This is a genomic window from Bradyrhizobium sp. USDA 4369 (assembly GCF_054056435.1).
The window spans coordinates 1,438,065-1,456,350 of sequence record NZ_JBSRYH010000001.1 but is presented as its reverse complement, the minus strand read 5'-3'; the positions used below and the strand labels follow the sequence as shown (position 1 = coordinate 1,456,350).

The 18,286-nt window shown below is 65.7% G+C and carries 14 protein-coding genes and 2 pseudogenes; 10 read left to right on the top strand and 6 right to left on the bottom strand.

Annotated elements, in window-relative coordinates:
* The first annotated feature begins 110 nt into the window (after window positions 1-110).
* Entirely contained in the window at window positions 111-1,079 is a 969-nt protein-coding gene (locus ACVIJ6_RS06670) for an NAD(P)H-dependent flavin oxidoreductase (RefSeq protein WP_456772031.1), read from the top strand.
* 89 nt (window positions 1,080-1,168) lie between these two features.
* On the opposite strand, the gene ACVIJ6_RS06665 is transcribed toward ACVIJ6_RS06670, so the two are convergent.
* From ACVIJ6_RS06665 to ACVIJ6_RS06650, 4 genes are all read right to left on the bottom strand, one after another.
* Window positions 1,169-2,740, bottom strand: coding sequence for an ABC transporter substrate-binding protein (locus ACVIJ6_RS06665; protein ID WP_456772030.1), 1,572 nt, complete (start codon window positions 2,738-2,740; stop codon window positions 1,169-1,171).
* Window positions 2,741-2,961: 221 nt separating this feature from the next.
* On the bottom strand, window positions 2,962-4,500 hold the full coding sequence (locus ACVIJ6_RS06660) for an ABC transporter substrate-binding protein (RefSeq protein WP_456772029.1): 1,539 nt from the start codon (window positions 4,498-4,500) through the stop codon (window positions 2,962-2,964).
* Between the two features lie 139 nt (window positions 4,501-4,639).
* Window positions 4,640-6,250 (bottom strand): ABC transporter substrate-binding protein, encoded by a 1,611-nt coding sequence (locus ACVIJ6_RS06655; RefSeq protein ID WP_456772028.1) that lies wholly within the window; start codon window positions 6,248-6,250, stop codon window positions 4,640-4,642.
* 49 nt (window positions 6,251-6,299) lie between these two features.
* Window positions 6,300-6,941 (bottom strand): hypothetical protein, encoded by a 642-nt coding sequence (locus tag ACVIJ6_RS06650; RefSeq protein WP_456772027.1) that lies wholly within the window; start codon window positions 6,939-6,941, stop codon window positions 6,300-6,302.
* A gap of 526 nt (window positions 6,942-7,467) precedes the next feature.
* Between ACVIJ6_RS06650 and minC the strand changes: the two genes are divergently transcribed.
* From minC to ACVIJ6_RS06630, 4 genes are read left to right on the top strand one after another with little or no spacing between them, the layout of a single operon-like run.
* Window positions 7,468-8,157: a septum site-determining protein MinC gene (gene minC / locus ACVIJ6_RS06645; RefSeq protein WP_456772026.1), complete on the top strand. Its 690-nt coding sequence runs from the start codon at window positions 7,468-7,470 to the stop codon at window positions 8,155-8,157.
* A 19-nt stretch (window positions 8,158-8,176) separates the two neighbouring features.
* Window positions 8,177-8,992 (top strand): septum site-determining protein MinD, encoded by an 816-nt coding sequence (gene minD, locus ACVIJ6_RS06640; protein ID WP_012041270.1) that lies wholly within the window; start codon window positions 8,177-8,179, stop codon window positions 8,990-8,992.
* Complete coding sequence (gene minE, locus ACVIJ6_RS06635) at window positions 8,989-9,264, top strand: cell division topological specificity factor MinE (RefSeq protein WP_009029981.1); 276 nt, start codon at window positions 8,989-8,991, stop codon at window positions 9,262-9,264. The genes minD and minE overlap by 4 nt, the downstream gene beginning before the upstream one ends.
* A gap of 3 nt (window positions 9,265-9,267) precedes the next feature.
* Entirely contained in the window at window positions 9,268-10,059 is a 792-nt protein-coding gene (locus ACVIJ6_RS06630; RefSeq protein WP_456772025.1) for a thioesterase family protein, read from the top strand.
* 227 nt (window positions 10,060-10,286) lie between these two features.
* On the opposite strand, the pseudogene ACVIJ6_RS06625 reads toward ACVIJ6_RS06630, so the two are convergent.
* Window positions 10,287-11,975 (bottom strand): annotated as a pseudogene (locus tag ACVIJ6_RS06625) (methyl-accepting chemotaxis protein).
* Window positions 11,976-12,195: 220 nt separating this feature from the next.
* On the opposite strand from ACVIJ6_RS06625, the pseudogene ACVIJ6_RS06620 reads away from it, so the two are divergent.
* Together ACVIJ6_RS06620 and ACVIJ6_RS06615 are read left to right on the top strand one after the other, a co-directional pair.
* A pseudogene (locus ACVIJ6_RS06620) lies at window positions 12,196-12,605 on the top strand (DUF1801 domain-containing protein).
* A 615-nt stretch (window positions 12,606-13,220) separates the two neighbouring features.
* Window positions 13,221-14,312: a hypothetical protein gene (locus tag ACVIJ6_RS06615; protein ID WP_456772024.1), complete on the top strand. Its 1,092-nt coding sequence runs from the start codon at window positions 13,221-13,223 to the stop codon at window positions 14,310-14,312.
* Window positions 14,313-14,500: 188 nt separating this feature from the next.
* Here the strand turns inward: ACVIJ6_RS06615 and ACVIJ6_RS06610 are convergent, their stop codons facing one another.
* Window positions 14,501-16,063, bottom strand: a complete 1,563-nt coding sequence (locus ACVIJ6_RS06610) for an AMP-binding protein (RefSeq protein ID WP_456772023.1) — start codon at window positions 16,061-16,063, stop codon at window positions 14,501-14,503.
* Window positions 16,064-16,296: 233 nt separating this feature from the next.
* Between ACVIJ6_RS06610 and ACVIJ6_RS06605 the strand changes: the two genes are divergently transcribed.
* From ACVIJ6_RS06605 to ACVIJ6_RS06595, 3 genes are all read left to right on the top strand, one after another.
* The gene (locus tag ACVIJ6_RS06605) at window positions 16,297-16,797 is read left to right on the top strand and encodes a hypothetical protein (protein ID WP_456772022.1); all 501 of its coding nucleotides are present in this window, start codon (window positions 16,297-16,299) and stop codon (window positions 16,795-16,797) included.
* A gap of 59 nt (window positions 16,798-16,856) precedes the next feature.
* Entirely contained in the window at window positions 16,857-17,825 is a 969-nt protein-coding gene (locus ACVIJ6_RS06600; protein ID WP_456772021.1) for an NAD(P)H-dependent flavin oxidoreductase, read from the top strand.
* An 84-nt stretch (window positions 17,826-17,909) separates the two neighbouring features.
* Window positions 17,910-18,173: a hypothetical protein gene (locus tag ACVIJ6_RS06595; RefSeq protein WP_012041278.1), complete on the top strand. Its 264-nt coding sequence runs from the start codon at window positions 17,910-17,912 to the stop codon at window positions 18,171-18,173.
* Window positions 18,174-18,286 lie beyond the last annotated feature (113 nt).

Sequence of the window (18,286 nt, the reverse complement as noted above, 5' to 3'; positions counted from 1 at the left end):
CCCCACGGACTTTTCCGGTCCCTCTGCGAGCGAATTGCCATCACGGCATCATCTCGGGCATGCTCGCCGACACGAACATCTCCGCATTTCACAACGAGGAATTCCCATCCATGTCCATGCCCGCCTTGTTCAAGGGGCGCCTGTCGATCCCCGTGATCGGCTCGCCATTGTTCATCATCTCCGTGCCCGACCTGGTGATCGCGCAGTGCAAGGCTGGCGTGGTCGGCTCGTTTCCGGCGCTGAACGCGCGGCCGGCGGCGCTGCTCGACGAATGGCTGGCACGCATCACCGAGGAGCTCGCCGCCTATGACCGCGCGCATCCGGAGCGTCCCTCGGCGCCGTTCGCGGTCAATCAGATCGTGCACCGCTCCAACAACCGGCTCGAGCAGGATCTGGCGCTGTGCGAGAAGTACAAGGTGCCGATGCTGATCACCTCGCTCGGCGCGCGCGAGGAGCTCAACCAGGCGGCGCATCGCTGGGGCGGCATCGTCTTTCATGACGTGATCAACCAGACCTTTGCGCACAAGGCGATCGAGAAGGGTGCCGACGGCCTGATCCTGGTAGCGGCCGGCGCCGGCGGCCATGCCGGCACCATCTCGCCGTTCGCCTTCGTCGCGGAGACGCGGAGCTGGTTCGATGGACCGATCGCGCTGTCCGGTGCGATCGCCAATGGCCGCGCCATTCGCGCCGCGCGCGTGCTCGGCGCCGACTTCGCCTATATCGGCTCCGCCTTCATCGCCACCAAGGAGGCGAATGCGGTTGAAGGCTACAAGCAGATGATCACCAGTTCGGGCGCCGACGATATCGTCTATTCGAACCTGTTCACCGGCGTGCACGGCAACTACCTGAAGCCGTCGGTCGTCGCCGCCGGCCTCGATCCCGACAATCTGCCGACGTCGGATCCGTCGAAGATGAGCTTCGGCACCGACGAGTCCGGCGAGCGCGCCAAGCCGAAGGCCTGGAAGGAGATCTGGGGCTCGGGCCAGGGCATCGGCGCGATCAAGGACGTGCTCCCGGCCGCCGAGCTGATCGCGCGCTTCAAGAAGGAATATGACGAGGCGATCGACCCGCCGCTGTGAGGTGATCGAAGAAAAAAGGCGCGGCAACCTCGGCTGCCGCGCCTTGTCTCGAAGATCCCGTCTCTCGAAGATCCCGTCCGAGCCGACGACTATTCCAGCTCGATCGCCTGGAACCTGCCGCGGTCGTCGAGCGCCGTGCCCCAGATCTTGTGCGAGGCCTGGTGTTCGGCGCGGCCGAAGCCGAGCTTGGCGCCGAGGCCCAGGTCGATGTTCTGCAGGTTTTCCAGCGTGTCGATCAGCGCCTCGGTGTCGAGTTGCGGGCCGACCTTGCGCAGCGCCTGGATCAGGACGTTGGCCGCGACATAGCCCTCGAACGAGACATAGGACGGCGCCTCGCCCGGGAAGTACTTCTCCAGCGCGCCCTTGTATTCGAGCACGGCGCTGGAATAGCCGCCCACTGCGGGCACCACCTGGGTGACGATGACGCCGCTGGCGTAGCGCGGACCGAGCAGCATCAGCTCGTCGGACAGCTCGGTCGACCCCACGAACGACACGTTGGTGTAGATCATGTTCGGGTACAGATCGCGCGTCTTCTCGATGAACTTCGCGGCAGCCCGATAGGTCGCGACCATGACGATCGCCTTGGGCGGGTTCTTCATCGCGCGGAGCTGGTTGACGGCCTCGTCGACGTCGACCGTGTTGCGCTTGTAGTTGAAGCGCACGATCGAGGTGTCGGCCAGGCCGAGCGAGCGGAACGCCTTGGCGACGCCGGAGAAGCCCGCATCACCATAGGAGTCCTGCTGCGCAAACACCGCGATGTCGCGCGGCTGCAGGCGGCGCAACTTCACGAGATAACGGACGACGGTGTCGGTCTCTTCCGCGTAGCTGGCGCGGTAGTTGAACACGTAACGATCCGGCGGATCGTTGCGCAGGATGTTGGCGCCCGTGAACGCACCGTAGAACAGAACCCGGCGCTGCAGCGCGTAGGGCATCGCGACGGCAGAGGTCGGCGTGCCGACATTGCCGATGAAGCCGAACACCTTGTCCTTTTCGTAGAGCTGCTTCATCGCGTCCAGGGTCCGCGAGGGCTCATAGCCGTCATCGGCCGAATACAGCCGCAGCGAGCGGCCAGCAACTCCACCGGTGTCGTTGGCGCGGTTGAAGGCGGCCTCGATGCCCATCTTCATCTGGCGGCCGAGCTCCTTGGCGGCACCCGAGAATGGCGCAGCGATGCCGAAGCGGATCTCGTTCGCGGTGACGCCCTGAACGTTGCTGGTGGACGCCGGAGGCAGGGTCGTCGTCGGCGCAGTCGCGGCAACGGCCGCGGACGGAGCGATCACCCCGGCGAGGCTGGTGGCGGTTTGGCTCGGCGCGGTCTGCCCGAGCGAACGCTCGAGCTCGGCGAGCTGCCGACCGGCGGCATTGCAGTCGGTCTGAGCTGCTCCCACGCGGTTGCGGCCATCCGCGACATAGCCGTTGAACACGCGAGTGAGTTCGTCCCGATCCGAGCCGCCCGTCGAGGCCTCGCGGATCACCTCGCGAAACTTGTCGACAATGGCCTGAACGCGGCCTTGGTCGATCGCCTGACAGGCGGATGCTGCTCCCACGATCGGCCCGACCCGGCTCGCAAGATTACGCACCACATCCGCATTGGTGCCCGCCGCGCTGGCGGGCGTTGCGAGCAATGCCGCAACCAAGAACACGCTAGAACGAAAGCTCATTGCCACTATCCCACTATGGACCCCATCCAGGTCTTTCGCCTGGTGAATTTGACGCTTTGTCTACGACGGAGGAGACTATGACCGCCACCATGCACAGACTAGCCTTTCCCAATAGCATGACCATTTCGGTAACCCGGCACGGCTATCTCGGATCATGCTTTAGAACCTGCTAATGCGTCGCTTTCAACCAGTTCTTTATGCTTAGTCATTTTCAGTCATATCTATTCAAGTTCGATCGGCTGATACGTGCCGGTTTCGTCGAGCGCAGTACCCCAGATCTTGTGTGACGCTTGGTGCTCCGCGCGTCCGAACGCGAGCGGCGTGCCGAGGCCGAGATCAAGGCTGCGCATCGATTCCAGCGTGTCGACCAGTCGTTCAGTGTCCAGCGGATTGGTCTGCTTCAACGCCTGGATCAGGATGGTCGCCGCGATGTAGCCTTCCAGCGACGTGTAGTCGGGGGCTTCGCCCGCTGCGTATTTGGCCAGCGCATTCTTGTAGTCGAGCACAAGGCTCGAATAGCCTGAAACGGCCGGCACGCCCTGCGTCACGATGACGCCATTGGTGAAGCGCGGGCCGAGCAGCTTCAGCTCGGTTGCAAGCGACGTCGATCCAACCGCGGATACGTTGGCGTAAATGAGGCCAGGGATCGCATCGCGGGTCTTTTCGATGAACTTCGCGGCGGCGCGATCGGTCGCAACCATGATCACCGCCTTGATCTGCGGCTTGTAGGCCTTGATCTGGTTGATCGCTTCGTCGACGTCGACGCTCGCCCGTGGATAGGTGAAGCGCGCCACGGGGTCGGCGATGTTCAGCTGGCGATAGGCCTTCGCGACGCCGGCAAAGCCGTCGTCGCCGAACGGATCCTGCTGCTGGAACACCGCGATTTGTCGCGGCGGAATCCGCTTCATCTTCACCAGATAGCGCACCAAAGCGGCCGTCTCCTCGGCGTAGCTGGCGCGATAGTTGAAGACATAGCGGTCCGGCGGGTCGCGCCGGACCACGGCAGCGCCGCTGTTCGGGGCGAAGTACAGCGCGCGCCGCTCCAGCGCGTACGGGATCGCCACCTGCGAATTCGCCGTGCCGATATTGCCGATGAAGCCGAACACCTGCTCCTTCTCATAGAGCTGCGTCATCGCCGCCAGCGTTTTGTTCGGGTCATAGCCGTCGTCGGCGGCGATCAGGCGAAGCTGCCGGCCGCCGACACCGCCGGCCTCGTTGGCGCGCGCAAAGGCGGTCTCGATGCCGAGTTTCATCTGCCGTCCGGTCTCCTTGCGGATGCCGGAGAACGGCACGACGATTCCCAGCCGGATTTCCCGATCGGTGACGCCGCGGACCGGCGATGCGGTGACCGCGCCGGTCGTGGCCGTCGGTGCGTTGGCTGATGGGGAGCCTGCAGTCGTGGCCGGCCCGCTCTCGATCAACGACCGCTCGAGCTCGGCCAATTGTCGTTCGGCGGTGCTGCAGCTCGCCGCTGACGGGCCGCCGCGGCTGCGGCCCTCCGCGATGTAGCCGTTGAAGGCGCGTGTCAGCTGATCGCGCTCGCCGTCATTGCTGGAAGCCTGGCGGATGGCTTCGCGGAATTTTTCGACGATGGTCTGGACGCGGCCCTCCGCGATGTCCGGACAGGTCGAGGCCCGCCCGACAATCGGTCCCACCCGGCCGGCCAGATCCCGTACGATATCGGGGGCGGCCGCAAGAGCGGAGCTGAGGGGAGCCCCGAACAGGCTCCCGATGATCAACGCGGACCAACGAACGGTCATCGAACTATCTATCCACTTGCACTTATGAGCTGCTGCTAACCCTCTTCACCTGCTATTCCGTGGCATTTCGAATTAATGTCGGGTTTCTCTGTCGCGCTTTTGTCGTCGTTGCTGGTGCGGACCTCTTTTCAGCGGTATCCTAGTCAAGTTCGATCGGCTGATAGGTGCCGGTCTCGTCCAGGGCCGTGCCCCAGATCTTGTGCGAGGCCTGGTGTTCGGCGCGTCCGAAGCTGAGCTGAGTGCCAAGCCCGAGATCGATGTTGCGCATGGTCTCGAGCGTGTCGACGAGCTGCTCGGTGTCGAAGCTCGGGCCGGCGCGCTTCAATCCCTCGATCAGGATGCTCGCCGAGATGTAGCCTTCGAGCGAGGTGTAGTCGGCCGCCTCGCCGGGAGCGTATTTCGCAAGTGCGTTCTTGTAGTCCAGGACGAGGCTCGAATAGCCGCCGACGCCGGGCACGGTCTGGGACACGATTACGCCGTCGGTGTAGCGCGGACCGAGCAGCATCAGCTCGCTCGCGAGCGCGGAGCCGCCGACGGCGGAGATGTTGGCGAAGATCGCGCCCGGAAACACGCCGCGGGCCTTCTCGATGAACTTGGCCGCGGCCCGCGTCGTCGCCAGCATGACCACGGCCTTGACCGGGGTCTTCAACAGCCTCAGCTGATTGATGGCGTCGTCGACGTCCACGGTGTTGCGCGGATAGTTGACCCGCACGATCGCATTGTCGCTGGCGCCGAGGGTGCGGAACGCCTTGGCCACGCCGGAGAAGCCGGCATCGCCGAACGCATCGTTCTGCGCGAACACCACGATCTGGCGCGGATTGAGCTTGCGAATTTTCACCAGATAATGGACCAGCGCGTCCGTTTCCTCGGCGTAGCTCGGCCTGTAGTTGAAGACGTAGCGGTCGGGCGGATCGTGGCGCACCACATTGGCGCCGGTGTAGGGCGCGAAGAACAGCACGCGCCGCTCCAGCGCGAAAGGAATCGCGACGGCGGCAGTGGCGGTGCCGAAATTGCCGATGAAGCCGAACACCTGCTCGCGGTCGTAGAGCTGCTTCATCGCGTCGAGCGTGCGCGACGGATCGTAGCCGTCATCCGCGGTCACGAGCTTCAGCACGCGGCCGTTGATGCCGCCGGCCTCGTTGACACGGTTGAACGCCGTCTCGACGCCGAGCTTGAGCTGGCGGCCGCTCTCCTTCACCGGGCCGCTGGTGGGGATGACCATGCCGAGCTTGATCTCGCTCTGACTGACGCCGCGTACATTGCCTGCCGGCGGCAGCAGCTGCGCCGGCGTGGTCGCGGCCTGCGCGCTTGCCGGTCCGATCGTCACGACGGGCAGGTTGGATCGCGCCTGCGCTGGCGCCGCAATCGACTGTTCGAGGTCGCCAAGCTGGCGGTCCGCGCCGCGGCAGTCGAGGCGGCCGCTGGTGACCAGGCCGCGGCCTTCGGCCACATACTGATCGAGCAGGCGTGTCAGCTCGTCGCGATCGGCTTCGCTCGCCGCGGCTTCGCGGATGACGGTCTGGAATTTCTCGATGATCGACTGAATGCGCGGTCGCGCAATGTCGCGGCAGGCGAGCGCCGCGCCGATGACCGGGCCGACGCGGGTGCCGAGCTGGCGGACCAGCGCGACATTGTCGCCGGGCGCGGCAAAGGCGCTGCTCGCCATGAAGGTGGCGAGTGCAGCGACGGCCATGCGGGCATGAGCCAGCGGACGGCGTGCTCCCGCTTTCTGCGGTCGGACGTCGATCATAATCGCCTTGTCTGCTATGTTTGAGTTCGGATCAGCTCCGCGAGCGCTGCTAGCGCGCCCGCTCCATCTGGCCCGCCTTCTGGTTCCACTGCATGAACTGCTGCAGCATCGGCTTTTCGGGAGTGTCCGCGTCGGCCGCCGGTGCCGGAGCGTCCGCGGCGAGCAGGGACTTGAACTGCGTCAGGGCCGGGGCCTGGGCTTCGGTGCGCTCCGGCAGAGAGCTGGTCTGGTCGGCCTTGGCATCCTGCGCATCGGCAGCGACCGGCGGCAGCGACTTCATCGATTGCACGGCGGCAACGAAGGACGAGCTGGCATCGGATGGCTGGCGCCACACCGGCACGATGTTGACGAAGAACAGCGCGACGACAGCGGCGACACCGGTGGCGGCGGCGAAACGGCCGGCGATCTTGAACACGACCGAGCGGCGGTCGCGTTCACGCTCGATCTCTGGCGGCTCGCGCATCACCTGCGGATTCAGCGACTGGCGGAGGGATTCGAACACGGCAGTCTCCAGGCGAGCATCGAGGGGTCCTTGCTGTCCCGAAGCGGGACGCTCGGCCGCCTCCACTGCCTTGGCGTTGTCGCCGACGAGAGATAGACGCGCAGCTTCCGGGCGTTCACGCAGCCAACGCGGCGCGTAGTGCAGCGGGTCCTGCGGGTTCATCGGATTCTGTTCACTCAACGAACTCATACGCTACTCCTCTGACGCTCGATTCCGGTAAACTGATACGCTTCTGCCACGGTCGTATGAGAGCTAGTTCAAACGAAGAGCGGGAGCGTCCAGGCCACTTCAGTCCACAAGGAATCCCTGTGCAGAATCAGACGCTTCGCGTCGATCATCGATCGCACGCATGGTGTCCTTTCCTGCAAGGCGCCCTGGCACGTTGATCGTGCCTTCAGCACCTCTATCGATCCCATGCCCCGCCCCCTGACGAGTGTCAATTGATCGGACCCGCCTGCAGCCGCAGGATCGGAATTATATGTACGTTAAAGTTATCATCATGATGTGATTAAATTGAGGCGTGCGTAGTCTTGACGCAGCGGCTCCACGATTTGCGCCGCATTCGCGCCCAGATTGCGCCTTGATTCGATCATCATCGAACTATGTCAGGCGTCGCGCCGTCGATTTTTGAGCAGCTTAGCGTCGATTTAACCATCCGTTAACCATCTGGCGCCGACAGTTAACCAATCACTAAGAAGGGTTGGGTCGGATGATCATGAGTGCCAGCGCTGAAACGGTACGTCCTTTAATTCGTCTGCGCGGGCGCTCCTATGTGGCCTTCGTGTTCTCGCCGGTGGTCCCGATCGCCGACTGGCTCGCTGAACTCGACGCGACGCTTGCGGGGTCGCCGGGTTTCTTCGTCGGCAAGCCGATCGTGCTCGATCTCTCCGCCGTGGATCTGAGCCCGCTCGCCATCACGCACCTCATCAAGAGCATCGAATCGCGCAACATCCGCGTGCTCGGCCTCGAAGGCGTCGAGCAGGGCCGGCTCTCGCTCGGCATGCCGCCGCTGCTGTCGGGCGGCCGTCACTGCGCGGTGCAGGAGATCGAGCCGGAGAAGCCGTCGCTGCAGCAGCCGACCTCGCTTTTGCTCGATCAGCCGGTGCGCTCCGGCCAGTCGATCGTGTTTCCCGACGGCGACGTCACCGTGCTCGGCGCGGTGTCGTCCGGCGCCGAGATCGTCGCCGGCGGCTCCATCCACGTCTATGGCGCGCTGCGCGGCCGCGCGATGGCCGGCATCAACGGCAATGCCGCCGCGCGCATCTACTGCCAGAAGATCGAGGCCGAGCTGGTCGCGATCGACGGCTACTACCAGACCGCAGAGCAGATCGATGCCGCATTGCGCGGCCGCGCCGCGCAGGCGCGGCTCGAAGGTCATTCCATGAAGATCGTAGCTTTGAACTGAGTAACGGGAGGTTTGAGAGATGGCGAAAGTACTTGTTGTGACGTCCGGCAAGGGTGGCGTCGGCAAGACCACCACGACGGCAGCCATGGGCGCGGCGCTGGCGCAGGCCGGCGAGAAGGTGGTCGTGGTCGATTTCGACGTCGGCCTGCGCAATCTCGATCTCGTCATGGGCGCGGAGCGGCGCGTTGTGTTCGATCTCATCAACGTTGTGCACGGTGTCGCCAAGCTGCCGCAGGCCCTGATCCGCGACAAGCGGCTGGAAAATCTGTGGCTGCTGCCGGCCTCGCAGACCAAGGACAAGGATGCGCTGACCGAGGAGGGCGTCGGCCGCGTGATCGCCGAATTGCGCAAGAGCTTCGACTGGGTGATCTGCGACAGCCCCGCCGGCATCGAGCGCGGCGCCATGCTGGCGATGCGCTATGCCGACGAGGCGATCATCGTCACCAATCCCGAAGTCTCGTCGGTGCGCGATTCTGACCGCATCATCGGCATGCTGGATTCCAAGACGGTGCGTGCCGAGACTGGCGAGCGCGTCGAGAAGCACATCCTGATCACGCGCTATGATGCGGGACGCGCCGCGCGCGGCGAGATGCTGTCGATCGACGACGTGCTGGAGATCCTGGCGACGCCGCTGCTCGGCATCGTACCGGAGAGCCAGGACGTGCTGCGCGCCTCCAATGTCGGTTGTCCCGTGACGCTCAACAGCCCGGCCAGCGCGCCGGCGCGCGCCTATCACGACGCGATGCGCCGCCTGCTCGGCGAGGCGGTCGAGATGCAGATCCCGAGCGAGCGCAAGGGCCTGATGAATCTGCTGCTGGGACGGAGGGCTGCATGAGCGTGCTGCGGCTCTTTACCGGGCGTGCAGCCTCTGCGCCTGTCGCGCGCGAGCGGCTGCAGATCCTGCTCGCGCATGAGCGCAGCCTGCGCGGCCAGCCCGATCTGCTGATGCAGCTGCGCGAGGAAATCCTCGCGGTGGTTTCGCGCCATGTGCTACTCGATCCGGACAAGGTCATCGTCCGCATGGACCGGGGGAAGCATGTCTCGACGCTCGAGGTCGACATCGAACTGCCCAATGGCGCCGATCGCGCCTTTGCCAGCGCCGGCTGACGCATGGGACAGCGTGTGCTGATGCGGCCGATCTTCCGCATCGCGGACAATCGCGTGACCGTCAGTCCCGATGCCGCCGGTCCCTGGGATCCGACCATGCAGCACGGCTCCGCGCCCTCGGCGCTGGCGGTGTGGGCGGCGGAACGCATCCCGACGAAGTCGGCGATGCGCATCGCCCGCGTCACCATCGACCTGATGCGGCCGGTGCCGCTCGCCGAGCTCACGGTCGAGACCGAGGTGCTGCGCGAGGGCCGCAAGATCCAGCTCTGCGCCGTCCGCCTGCGCGCCGGCGACACGGTCGTGGTCACGGCGACTGTGCTGAAGATCCGGCAGGACGCGGTACCGCTGCCGGACGACGTCCGCGAGCTGCCGGTTGATCTGCCCGGTCCTGACGAGGCTACGCCGGAGCCCGCCGATTTCTCCACCAGTCCGTTCGTGCGCGGCATGACGCTCCGCGCCGCGCGCGGCCGTTTCGGCGTCAAGGGGCCGGGCGCGATCTGGTACCGCGTCGACTGGCCGCTGGTCGAAGGCCACGCCGTCTCGCAGGCGATGCGCGCCGTGGTCGCCAGCGACTTCTGCAACGGCACCTCCGCCGCGCTCGACTTCCACAGCTACACGTTCCTCAATGCCGACCTGACCGTCAACATGGCCCGCGAGCCGGTCGGCGAGTGGATCCTGCTCGACGCAGAAAGCTGGATCGGTCCGGACGGCGCCGGGCTGGCGATGGCGCGGCTGGGCGACGCAAAGGGCTATTTCGGCCGCGTGGTGCAGAGCCTGGTGATCGAGAAGCGGTGAGGAAGTCGTCGTCATGGCCGGGCTTGTCCCGGCCATCCACGTCGTTCGGCGCCCTCGGAAAGACGTGGATGCCCGGGCCTTCGCCGCGCCGAAGCGGCTTCGGCCGCGCAGGCGGGACAAGCCCGGGCATGACGGAGTAACTCATTGGCAGGCGTTCGTGTCGCGATAGTCCCATTTCGTCAAATGCGGTCACCTTGCCGCAAGCGAGGAGAGGCGAAGGACGCCGCCTACGCCGCCCGCACCGTGTTCAAGAATCGTCCCACTTCCAGCTTCAGCCGGTTGCTGTCCTGCGACAGCGACTGTGCGGCCGACAGCACCTGCGAGGAGGCGGAGCCGGTCTCGCTGGCGCCGCGCTGCACGTCGGTGATGTTGGACGACACCTCATGGGTGCCCTGCGCGGCCTGCTGGATGTTGCGCGAGATCTCCTGCGTCGCGGCGCCCTGTTCTTCGACCGCCGCAGCGATGGTGGAGGAGATCTCGGACAGCCGCTCGATCGTGCCGCTGATCTCCTTGATCGCGCCGACGGACTCCTGCGTCGCGCTCTGGATGCCCGCGATCTGCTGGCCGATCTCGCCTGTCGCGCGCGCGGTCTGTTCGGCCAGCGCCTTGACCTCGGAGGCGACCACCGCGAAGCCGCGCCCGGCCTCGCCGGTCCGCGCAGCCTCGATGGTGGCGTTCAGCGCCAGCAGATTGGTCTGACCGGCGATGGTGTTGATCAGTTCGACGACGTCGCCGATGCGCGCGGCCGCCTTCGACAACTCGCTGACCCGGTCATTGGTCTTGCGGGCCTGATCGACGGCCTCGTTGGCCATGCGTGCGGACTCCCGCACCTGCCGGCTGATCTCGGTCACCGACTAGCTCAGCTCCTCCGTCGCCGATGCCACCGACTGCACGTTGGCGGTCGCCTGCTCCGATGCCGCGGCCACCGTCGTGGTGCGCTGCTGCGTGCGCTCGGCGGTCGATGTCAGCGTCGAGGCCGACGCTTCCAGTTCGGTCGAGGCAGAGGAGACCGTCTCGATGATCTGTCCGATCGCGCCTTCGAAGCTGTTGGCGAGATCGTGCATGTCGCGCTTGCGCCGCTCGGCGGCCAGCTTCTCGGCCTCGGCCTGCTCGGCGCGCAGACGCTCGGTCTCCACCGCGTTGTCCTTGAAGACGAGCACGGCGCTCGCCATCTTGCCGATTTCGTCCTTGCACTCGACGCCGGGAATCGGAGCCGACATGTCGCCGCCCGCAAGCTTGCGCATCGCCTCCGTCATCGCCGTGATCGGGCGTGCCACGCCGGACACGATCATGGTGCCCATGGCGATGCAGAGCATGGCGGCCAGCGCGATCGTCGCCAGGATCCACATGCGCGAGGAGACATAGACGGCCGCGCCCCGGTCCGCTTCAGCCTTGCCCTGAGCGACGTTCCACGCCAGGTCCTTTTCGAGGGCGCTGCGCAGGAGGGTAAAGTCGTCCCGCAGCTTGCCCATATAGAGCGTCGTGGCGGCCTCGGTCTGGTTCTTGCGCGCCATGTCGACCAATTGCCTGCTGCTCTCGAGATATGAGTTCCACGGTCCCTTGAACCCCGCCACGAGGGCTTTCTCTTCCGCGGTCGTCACCGTCGGCTCATACAGGCGCCAAGTCTGCTCGAACAGCTGCAGACTTTCATTGAGCAACCGCTCCTGCCGATCCTTGACCGCCGGCGCTGCAAGCAGCAGCGCGCCCTCGCGCGCGCGATATTGCTCCAACGCCTTGGAGATCGTTCCGAGCCAGCCGGTCGCCGGCAGCCAATTGTCGCGGACCTCGGCGGCCGAACCGTTGACGGTCGACAGACGATCGATCGAGAAGCCACCGAGTCCCATGGCTGTGAGCAGCACGACGCCGAACGCCGGCAGGACCTTGTTGCGAATGGAGAGGTTGGAAAAGGACGGCATCTGCGGCTCCAGCTTGATAGTCCGGGAGGATTCGTTCGGGGGAGGGCCCGGGGACGGCACGCGCGGTCGGCGTGAGGGATGCTCGTCGTTGAGGCATCATGTGGGGCTTGCTGTGATTGGTGGTCGAAGAGTTAAATTTTGCCCTAAATTTGGGCAGGCAATCGCGACCGTAGAACTACTTCGTGGAACCGAAGCTGCTACAAAGTGGAGGCGACCGAAGATGAGATCGAAGGGATCATCGAAGGACGAACCAGGCAATGCATCTGCGGCCGAATTGATCGACGCGCGCTTCGCCGAGCTCGCGGACTGGCGGGGAGCGACGCAGGCGCGGGTGCGCAGCCTCATCAAGCAGGCCGATCCCGACATTGTCGAAGAATGGAAGTGGCGCGGCGTCCCGGTATGGTCGCATGCCGGCATCATCTGCACCGGCGAGAGCTACAAGGCCTATATCAAGCTGACCTTCGCCAAGGGCGCCTCGCTGCCCGACCCGGCGGGATTGTTCAACGCCAGCCTCGAGGGCAACACCCGGCGCGCGATCGACATCCACGAGACCGATGATCTCGACGCCGCCGCTTCAAGTCGCTGATCCGTGCCGCGGTGGCGCTCAACATGGCGAAGGGGAAGAGGTAGGCGCGTCGACCTGGTCGATGCAATCATGATGCGCCATCAGCAACCCCGTCATTGCAAGCGCAGCGCGCTGCGCCCGCAATGATGGGCGTGCACCCTCGCATCCCGCCAACGTGGCGCAACCGACACGATTTGGAGCTACTTCCATGGCGAAGCGTTACGACGGCTCTGAGACGACAGTGTGAGTTGCAGACCACCGTCTTCTCCGCGTCTTTGCGAGCGCAGCGAAGCAATCCAGGGCCAAGCCCGACGTCTTTCCCGAGAGCGCTGGATCGCGTCGTTGCTTTGCTCCTCGCGATGACGGCAGAGTGAAGCTGACGGCGAGCCTTTCAAACAGTCGATTGCGCATTGAAGCGACGGGTTGGCGCCTCGTAGTTGATTTGTGCGTGAAACCAGGGTACAGAGCGCGACCCCAATCTCAACGCAGGAGGCGACGATGTCCAGACTGTCTCGCTTCCCGGGCTCGCCGCGCGATCATTGACGCAGGCACCGGGATGATCGTCCCGGTTACGATTTGACACTTTCGCATCGCATCGAAATGCCCGCGGCCCTTGTGGTCTGCGCTTGAACCGTCGTGTCATGACATCTCATCTGTTGCTGACTCCCCGCCGGGAGCCGGTGCGTTCCGACCTGCGTGAACGCCGGCTGCGGCGCTATGCGTCTCGTTTCCAATCCCGCATCGTTGCGCTGGCGCAGAGCCATCCGCATCTCGCCGACCTCGCGCTGAGCTTCCCGGCGCTGCTGTTCGCGCTGGCGGTGCCGCGTACGCGGTTCGACCCCGCACCGGCGATCGCTCACGTCATCGCGGGACGTCCGCTCGCCGAGGCGGCCGCTGCGGCCGGCCTGCCACTCTGGCTGCGCAAGCTGCCGCCGGAAGCCTTCGTCTGTCCGATCGATCAGCTGCCGGATGGCGAGCTGTTCCGGCGGCAGATCGGCAACCATCTGCCGCGCTCGCCGAAGCTGATGCCGAGATGGCTGCAGCTCGTTGTCGAGATGGCGGCGCTGGCGCATGAGCCGGCGGCGGTGTGGATGGTCCGCGAGTATCTTCGTGCGCCGCAGGCCGCGACGCTCGCTCGCATGAATTTGCTCGGTCTCTGGATCTGGTTTGGCAGCCAGCCGGCCACGATCGGCCACGCCTTTATCGAACGGCCGTGGTCCCCGGATATGAGACTTTGCGCGGCCGTCGCGGCCGCCGGTGCCTGGCTGGAACTCGCCGCGCTGCACCTGAATCTCGGTCAGCAGCCGATCCGCGACATGTGGCTCAATCCCGGCCGTGTTGGCGACTATGAGTTTCGGCCGATCAACGGCGTCTCCGATATCAATGAGGAGGGGAACGTCATGCGCAACTGTGTCCGGCTCTATGGCGAGGATATTGCTCTCAACCGGTCGCGGCTATGGAGCGTCCGGCGTGGCGGCGAACGCGTCGCGACGCTGGAGGTCGCCATGCGGCATCGTGATCCGCTGTTGAACATCGTCCAGCTCGAGGCGCCGGGCAACACGGCCGTCTCGCGCGAGCTGTGGTGGGTGGCGCGGCGTTGGCTGCACCTGCATGATCTGCCGCGAATCGAGACCAGCGAACTCCGCCGGAAGCAGGCGCCGCTCGACGCCGCCACGTGGCGTGGATTGTGGCGGCCCTATTGGCTCGCCAAGCGCCGCATTCCCGAATGGCTGCCGCTCGCACCGTCTCGGTCTGCACTGGAGGCGTTGTGAGATGGCGGGTGCCGCGACGGCGCGCTTTGCTCGACAGATCGAGGTCATTTTGAGGTGTCAGCGATGCCCCCGAACACCTGTCAGCCATGTCCCCGGGCTGAACACATGCGAAGCAGGCCAGAGCGGTATCTGCGGCTCTGGATTGCTTCGGCGCATGGGCGCCCCGCAATGACGAGGGGGCGGGACGGTCATCCCACCATCCGCCCGCGTCCCTCCCAGTAGCGTGCGCGCAGCACCTTCTTGTCGACCTTGCCGACGCCGGTCACCGGCAGCTCGGCCACGAACTCGATGCGCTTCGGCGCATGGGCCGAGCCCTTGCGGGCCTTCACCAGCTCGATCAGCTCGGTCGCGTTCGGCTGCGTGCCGGCGCGCGGCACCACGATCGCGGTGACGGCCTCGCCCCATTTGTCGTCGGGCACGCCGACCACGGCGCACATCGCGACATCGCTGTGCTGGGTGAGCACATCCTCGATCTCGCGCGGAAAGATGTTGAAGCCGCCGGAGACGATCATGTCCTTCTTGCGATCGAGGATGTACATGTAGCCGCGCTCGTCGCGGCGGGCGATGTCGCCGGTGTGCAGCCAGCCGTTCTTCAAGGTCTCGGCGGTGATGTCCGGCCGCTTCCAATATTCCGCCATGACATGCGGCGCGCGCACGCAGATCTCGCCGGCCTCGCCCTGCGCGACCTCCTGATCATCGTCGTTCAGAATCTTGACATCGCAGGCGGCGATCGGGAAGCCGCAGGACAGGAACAGCTCCGGCTGCTTCGGATCATGATCGGCCTTGCGCAGCACCGAGACCGGATAGCATTCGGTCTGGCCGTAGAGCTGCGAGAACACCGGGCCGATGCGCTCGATGCCCTCGACGAGCCGCGTCGGCGACATCGCGGAGGCGCCGTAGAGCACGAGGTCGAGCGAGGAGAGATCGGTCCTGCTCAGCGCCGGATGGTCGAGCAGCACGTAGATCATGGTCGGCACGAACAAAGTGAAGTTGATGCGCTCGCGTTCGATCGTCTTCAACACCGCCTCCGGATCGAACCCCTTCAGCATGTGCACGGTGCCGCCGCGCATCAGCGTCGGCAGCACCTTGGTGCCCGCGACATGGCTGATCGGCGCCACCGCCAGATAGCTGGCGCGTTCCGGTATCTCGAAATCGGCCAGGATTGCGGTGGCGAAGCCGCCATATTCGCGGTGGTGGCGCAGCGCGCCCTTGGACTTTCCGGTGGTGCCGCCGGTGTAGTTCAGCGTCGCGACGTCCGTGGGCGTGGCGAAGTTGCGCGCGCTGGCGTGACCTGCGGCCTCGATCGCCGACAGCAGGTCGGCGCCATAGCCTGCCGGTCCGAGCGTGAAGACGTGGCGGAGGCCGTCGGCGCGCGAGGCGAGCTCGCCGCCGCGGTCGCGGAAGGCGGCGGCGTCGACCACCAGGACCTGCGATTCGGAATCGGCGAGCTGGAACAGCTGATCCTCCAGCGACCCCAGCGGGTGCAGCCAGGTGATCGCGAGCCGCGACAGCTGCGCCGCGATGCCGGCGCACCATGTGTCGGCGCGGTTGGCGGTGAGGAACGCGACGCATGTTCCCGCCCGCAGGCCGAGCCGCATGAACACGCTTTGCATGCGCCCGATCAGGTCGATCGCGCCCTGATAGGACAGCGAGCCGCCGGGCCAGCTGAAGGCAATGCGCGATGGATGGCGCGACAAGGTGAGCAGCGTCTGCTCGCAAACGACCGGAAACGAATGAAGCTGATGGTGCATGGCCCGTCCTCCCGTGATGCCGCGATCCTTGTTGCGTCGCGTGGTTTGTTGCTGACGCTAGCAGAATGGCGCGCGTTCTCAAGCTGCGCCTGGTCCAGCTCGGAACATCGTTGCGCGCCCCGCGTTGCCCGGCCGAACAACAAGGAGCCAAGGCCATGCGCACCTCGACAGCTTTTTTCGCAGGGGCCGGAACGGTCGCCGTCGCCGTCGCAGCGGGCCTCGGGGGAGGGCTCATGATCGCTGAGGGAATGAATCCGAAGACGCCGGTGCTGGAATCGACCAGGCTCGAACGCGCCGCGCCCGCGGCGCCATCGCCAAGCCCGACCGCGACCTCCTATCTGGCCGCGACGCAGGCGGCCGCGACGGCGCCGATCAAGGTGACGCCGGCGACGGCGGAGCCTGCGCCGGAGCCGTCCGCAGCGCCGGCGCCAGCGCCTGCTGCTGCTGCGGTCCACGACGGCGGGACCGACAATGCGCCGGCGCAGGTGCAGGAAAAGACGGCTGAGACGGCGCCCGACCCGGATCCCAGGGCGCGCGAGGCCGAGCGCAGGCGCGCTGCGGAGCAGCGCCGCGCCGAGCGGCACCGCCAGGTCGCGGAGCGCCGTCGCCAGCGCCGCGAGCAGGATCTGCGCGCCGTCGAACGGGCGGTGCGTGAGGATTCGATGCCGCGCGCTTATGCTGCGCAACCCGTCGACATGGACGCGCCGCGCTTCCGCCTGTTCGGCGACGATTGATCCTGCACGCCGGCGTCGCTATGCCCTGAGCCAAGCAAAGACGACCAGGGAGACACGCCGTGCAACAGAGTCCCATCGCCGAGCTGCGGGCGCGGCTGCGCCTGCCGCTGATTGCCGCGCCGATGTTCCTCGTGTCCGGCATGGCGCTGGTGAGTGCGGCTTGCGCCCATGGCGTGATCGGCGCGTTCCCGACCGTGAACTGCCGCACGCCCGACGAACTCGACGGCTGGCTGCGCGAGATCGAGGGCCGGATAGCACGCAGCTCCGATGCCAGTGGCGCAGCGGCGGCGCCGGTCTGTCCGAACCTGATCGTGCATCGGTCCAATAGGCGGCTGCAGGACGATCTGGCGGTGCTGCTGCGGCATCGTCCGGAGCTCGTGATCACGTCGGTCGGCTCGCCGGCGCCGGTGATCGCGCCGCTGCACGATGCCGGCGCACTGGTGTTGGCCGATGTTGCCTCGCTCCGGCACGCGGAGCGCGCCATCGAAGCGGGCGCCGATGGTCTCGTGCTGCTGACGGCCGGCGCCGGTGGCCAGACCGGCTGGCTCAATCCGTTCGCCTTCGTGCGCGCCGTCCGGAGCTTCTTCGCCGGTCCCATCGTGCTCGCCGGCGGCATCAGCGACGGCGTTGCGCTGCGTGCGGCCGAGATGCTCGGCTGCGATCTCGCTTACATGGGCACCAAGTTCATCGCTACGCATGAGAGCATGGCGGACGCGCGCTACAAGGCGATGCTGGTCGAGAGCTCGGCAGATGACGTGCTGCTGACCTCCGCCGTCACCGGCCTGCCGACCAGCATGCTTCGTCCTTCGCTGCTCGCCGCCGGGCTCGATCCGGACAATCTGCCGGCGCGTGGCGCGATCGAGATCGGCAACGACATCGATATCGGCGCGCGCGCGGCGCGGCCGAAGCGCTGGCGCGACGTCTGGAGCGCGGGCCATTCGACCTCGGGCGTGACCGATATTCTGTCAGTTGCGGCGCTGATCGATCGCACGACTGATGAGTATCGTGCTTGCAAGCAGGTATTTTGATAGGGAAAATGCGGTCTTTGTCTTTAAGCAGGCATTAACCATCCGGTCCGACAATCGCCCAAGGTCGAACGTGGCGAATGTGCGATGGGCATCGAGATGGGGCAGGGCAAAGAGCGTGCGACGCTCGAGGAGATCAGGATCCGCGTCGGACATGCGCTGCAGCGACATCCGCTGTGCCGCAACGTCCAGTTCGACATCATGAGCGTGCCGCGGACCGCGCGCGGCGGGAACTGGACTATCAGTCTGCATTCCGTCGAACCGGCCGCCTTGTGGGAGGCCTCCGACATCATCGCCGACATCCAGGCTGCCTACGATTTGCATGCGCAGGAGCTGTATTCGGCGGCCTGACAAAAATATCCGCCATGTTCACAGGGCTGAGTGGTGGTCGATCTGTTTCTGTGGCATGGTAAAACCTTAATTAACTCCCAGTTTTCGGCAAAGTGCGGCGTTTCCGCCGGGAT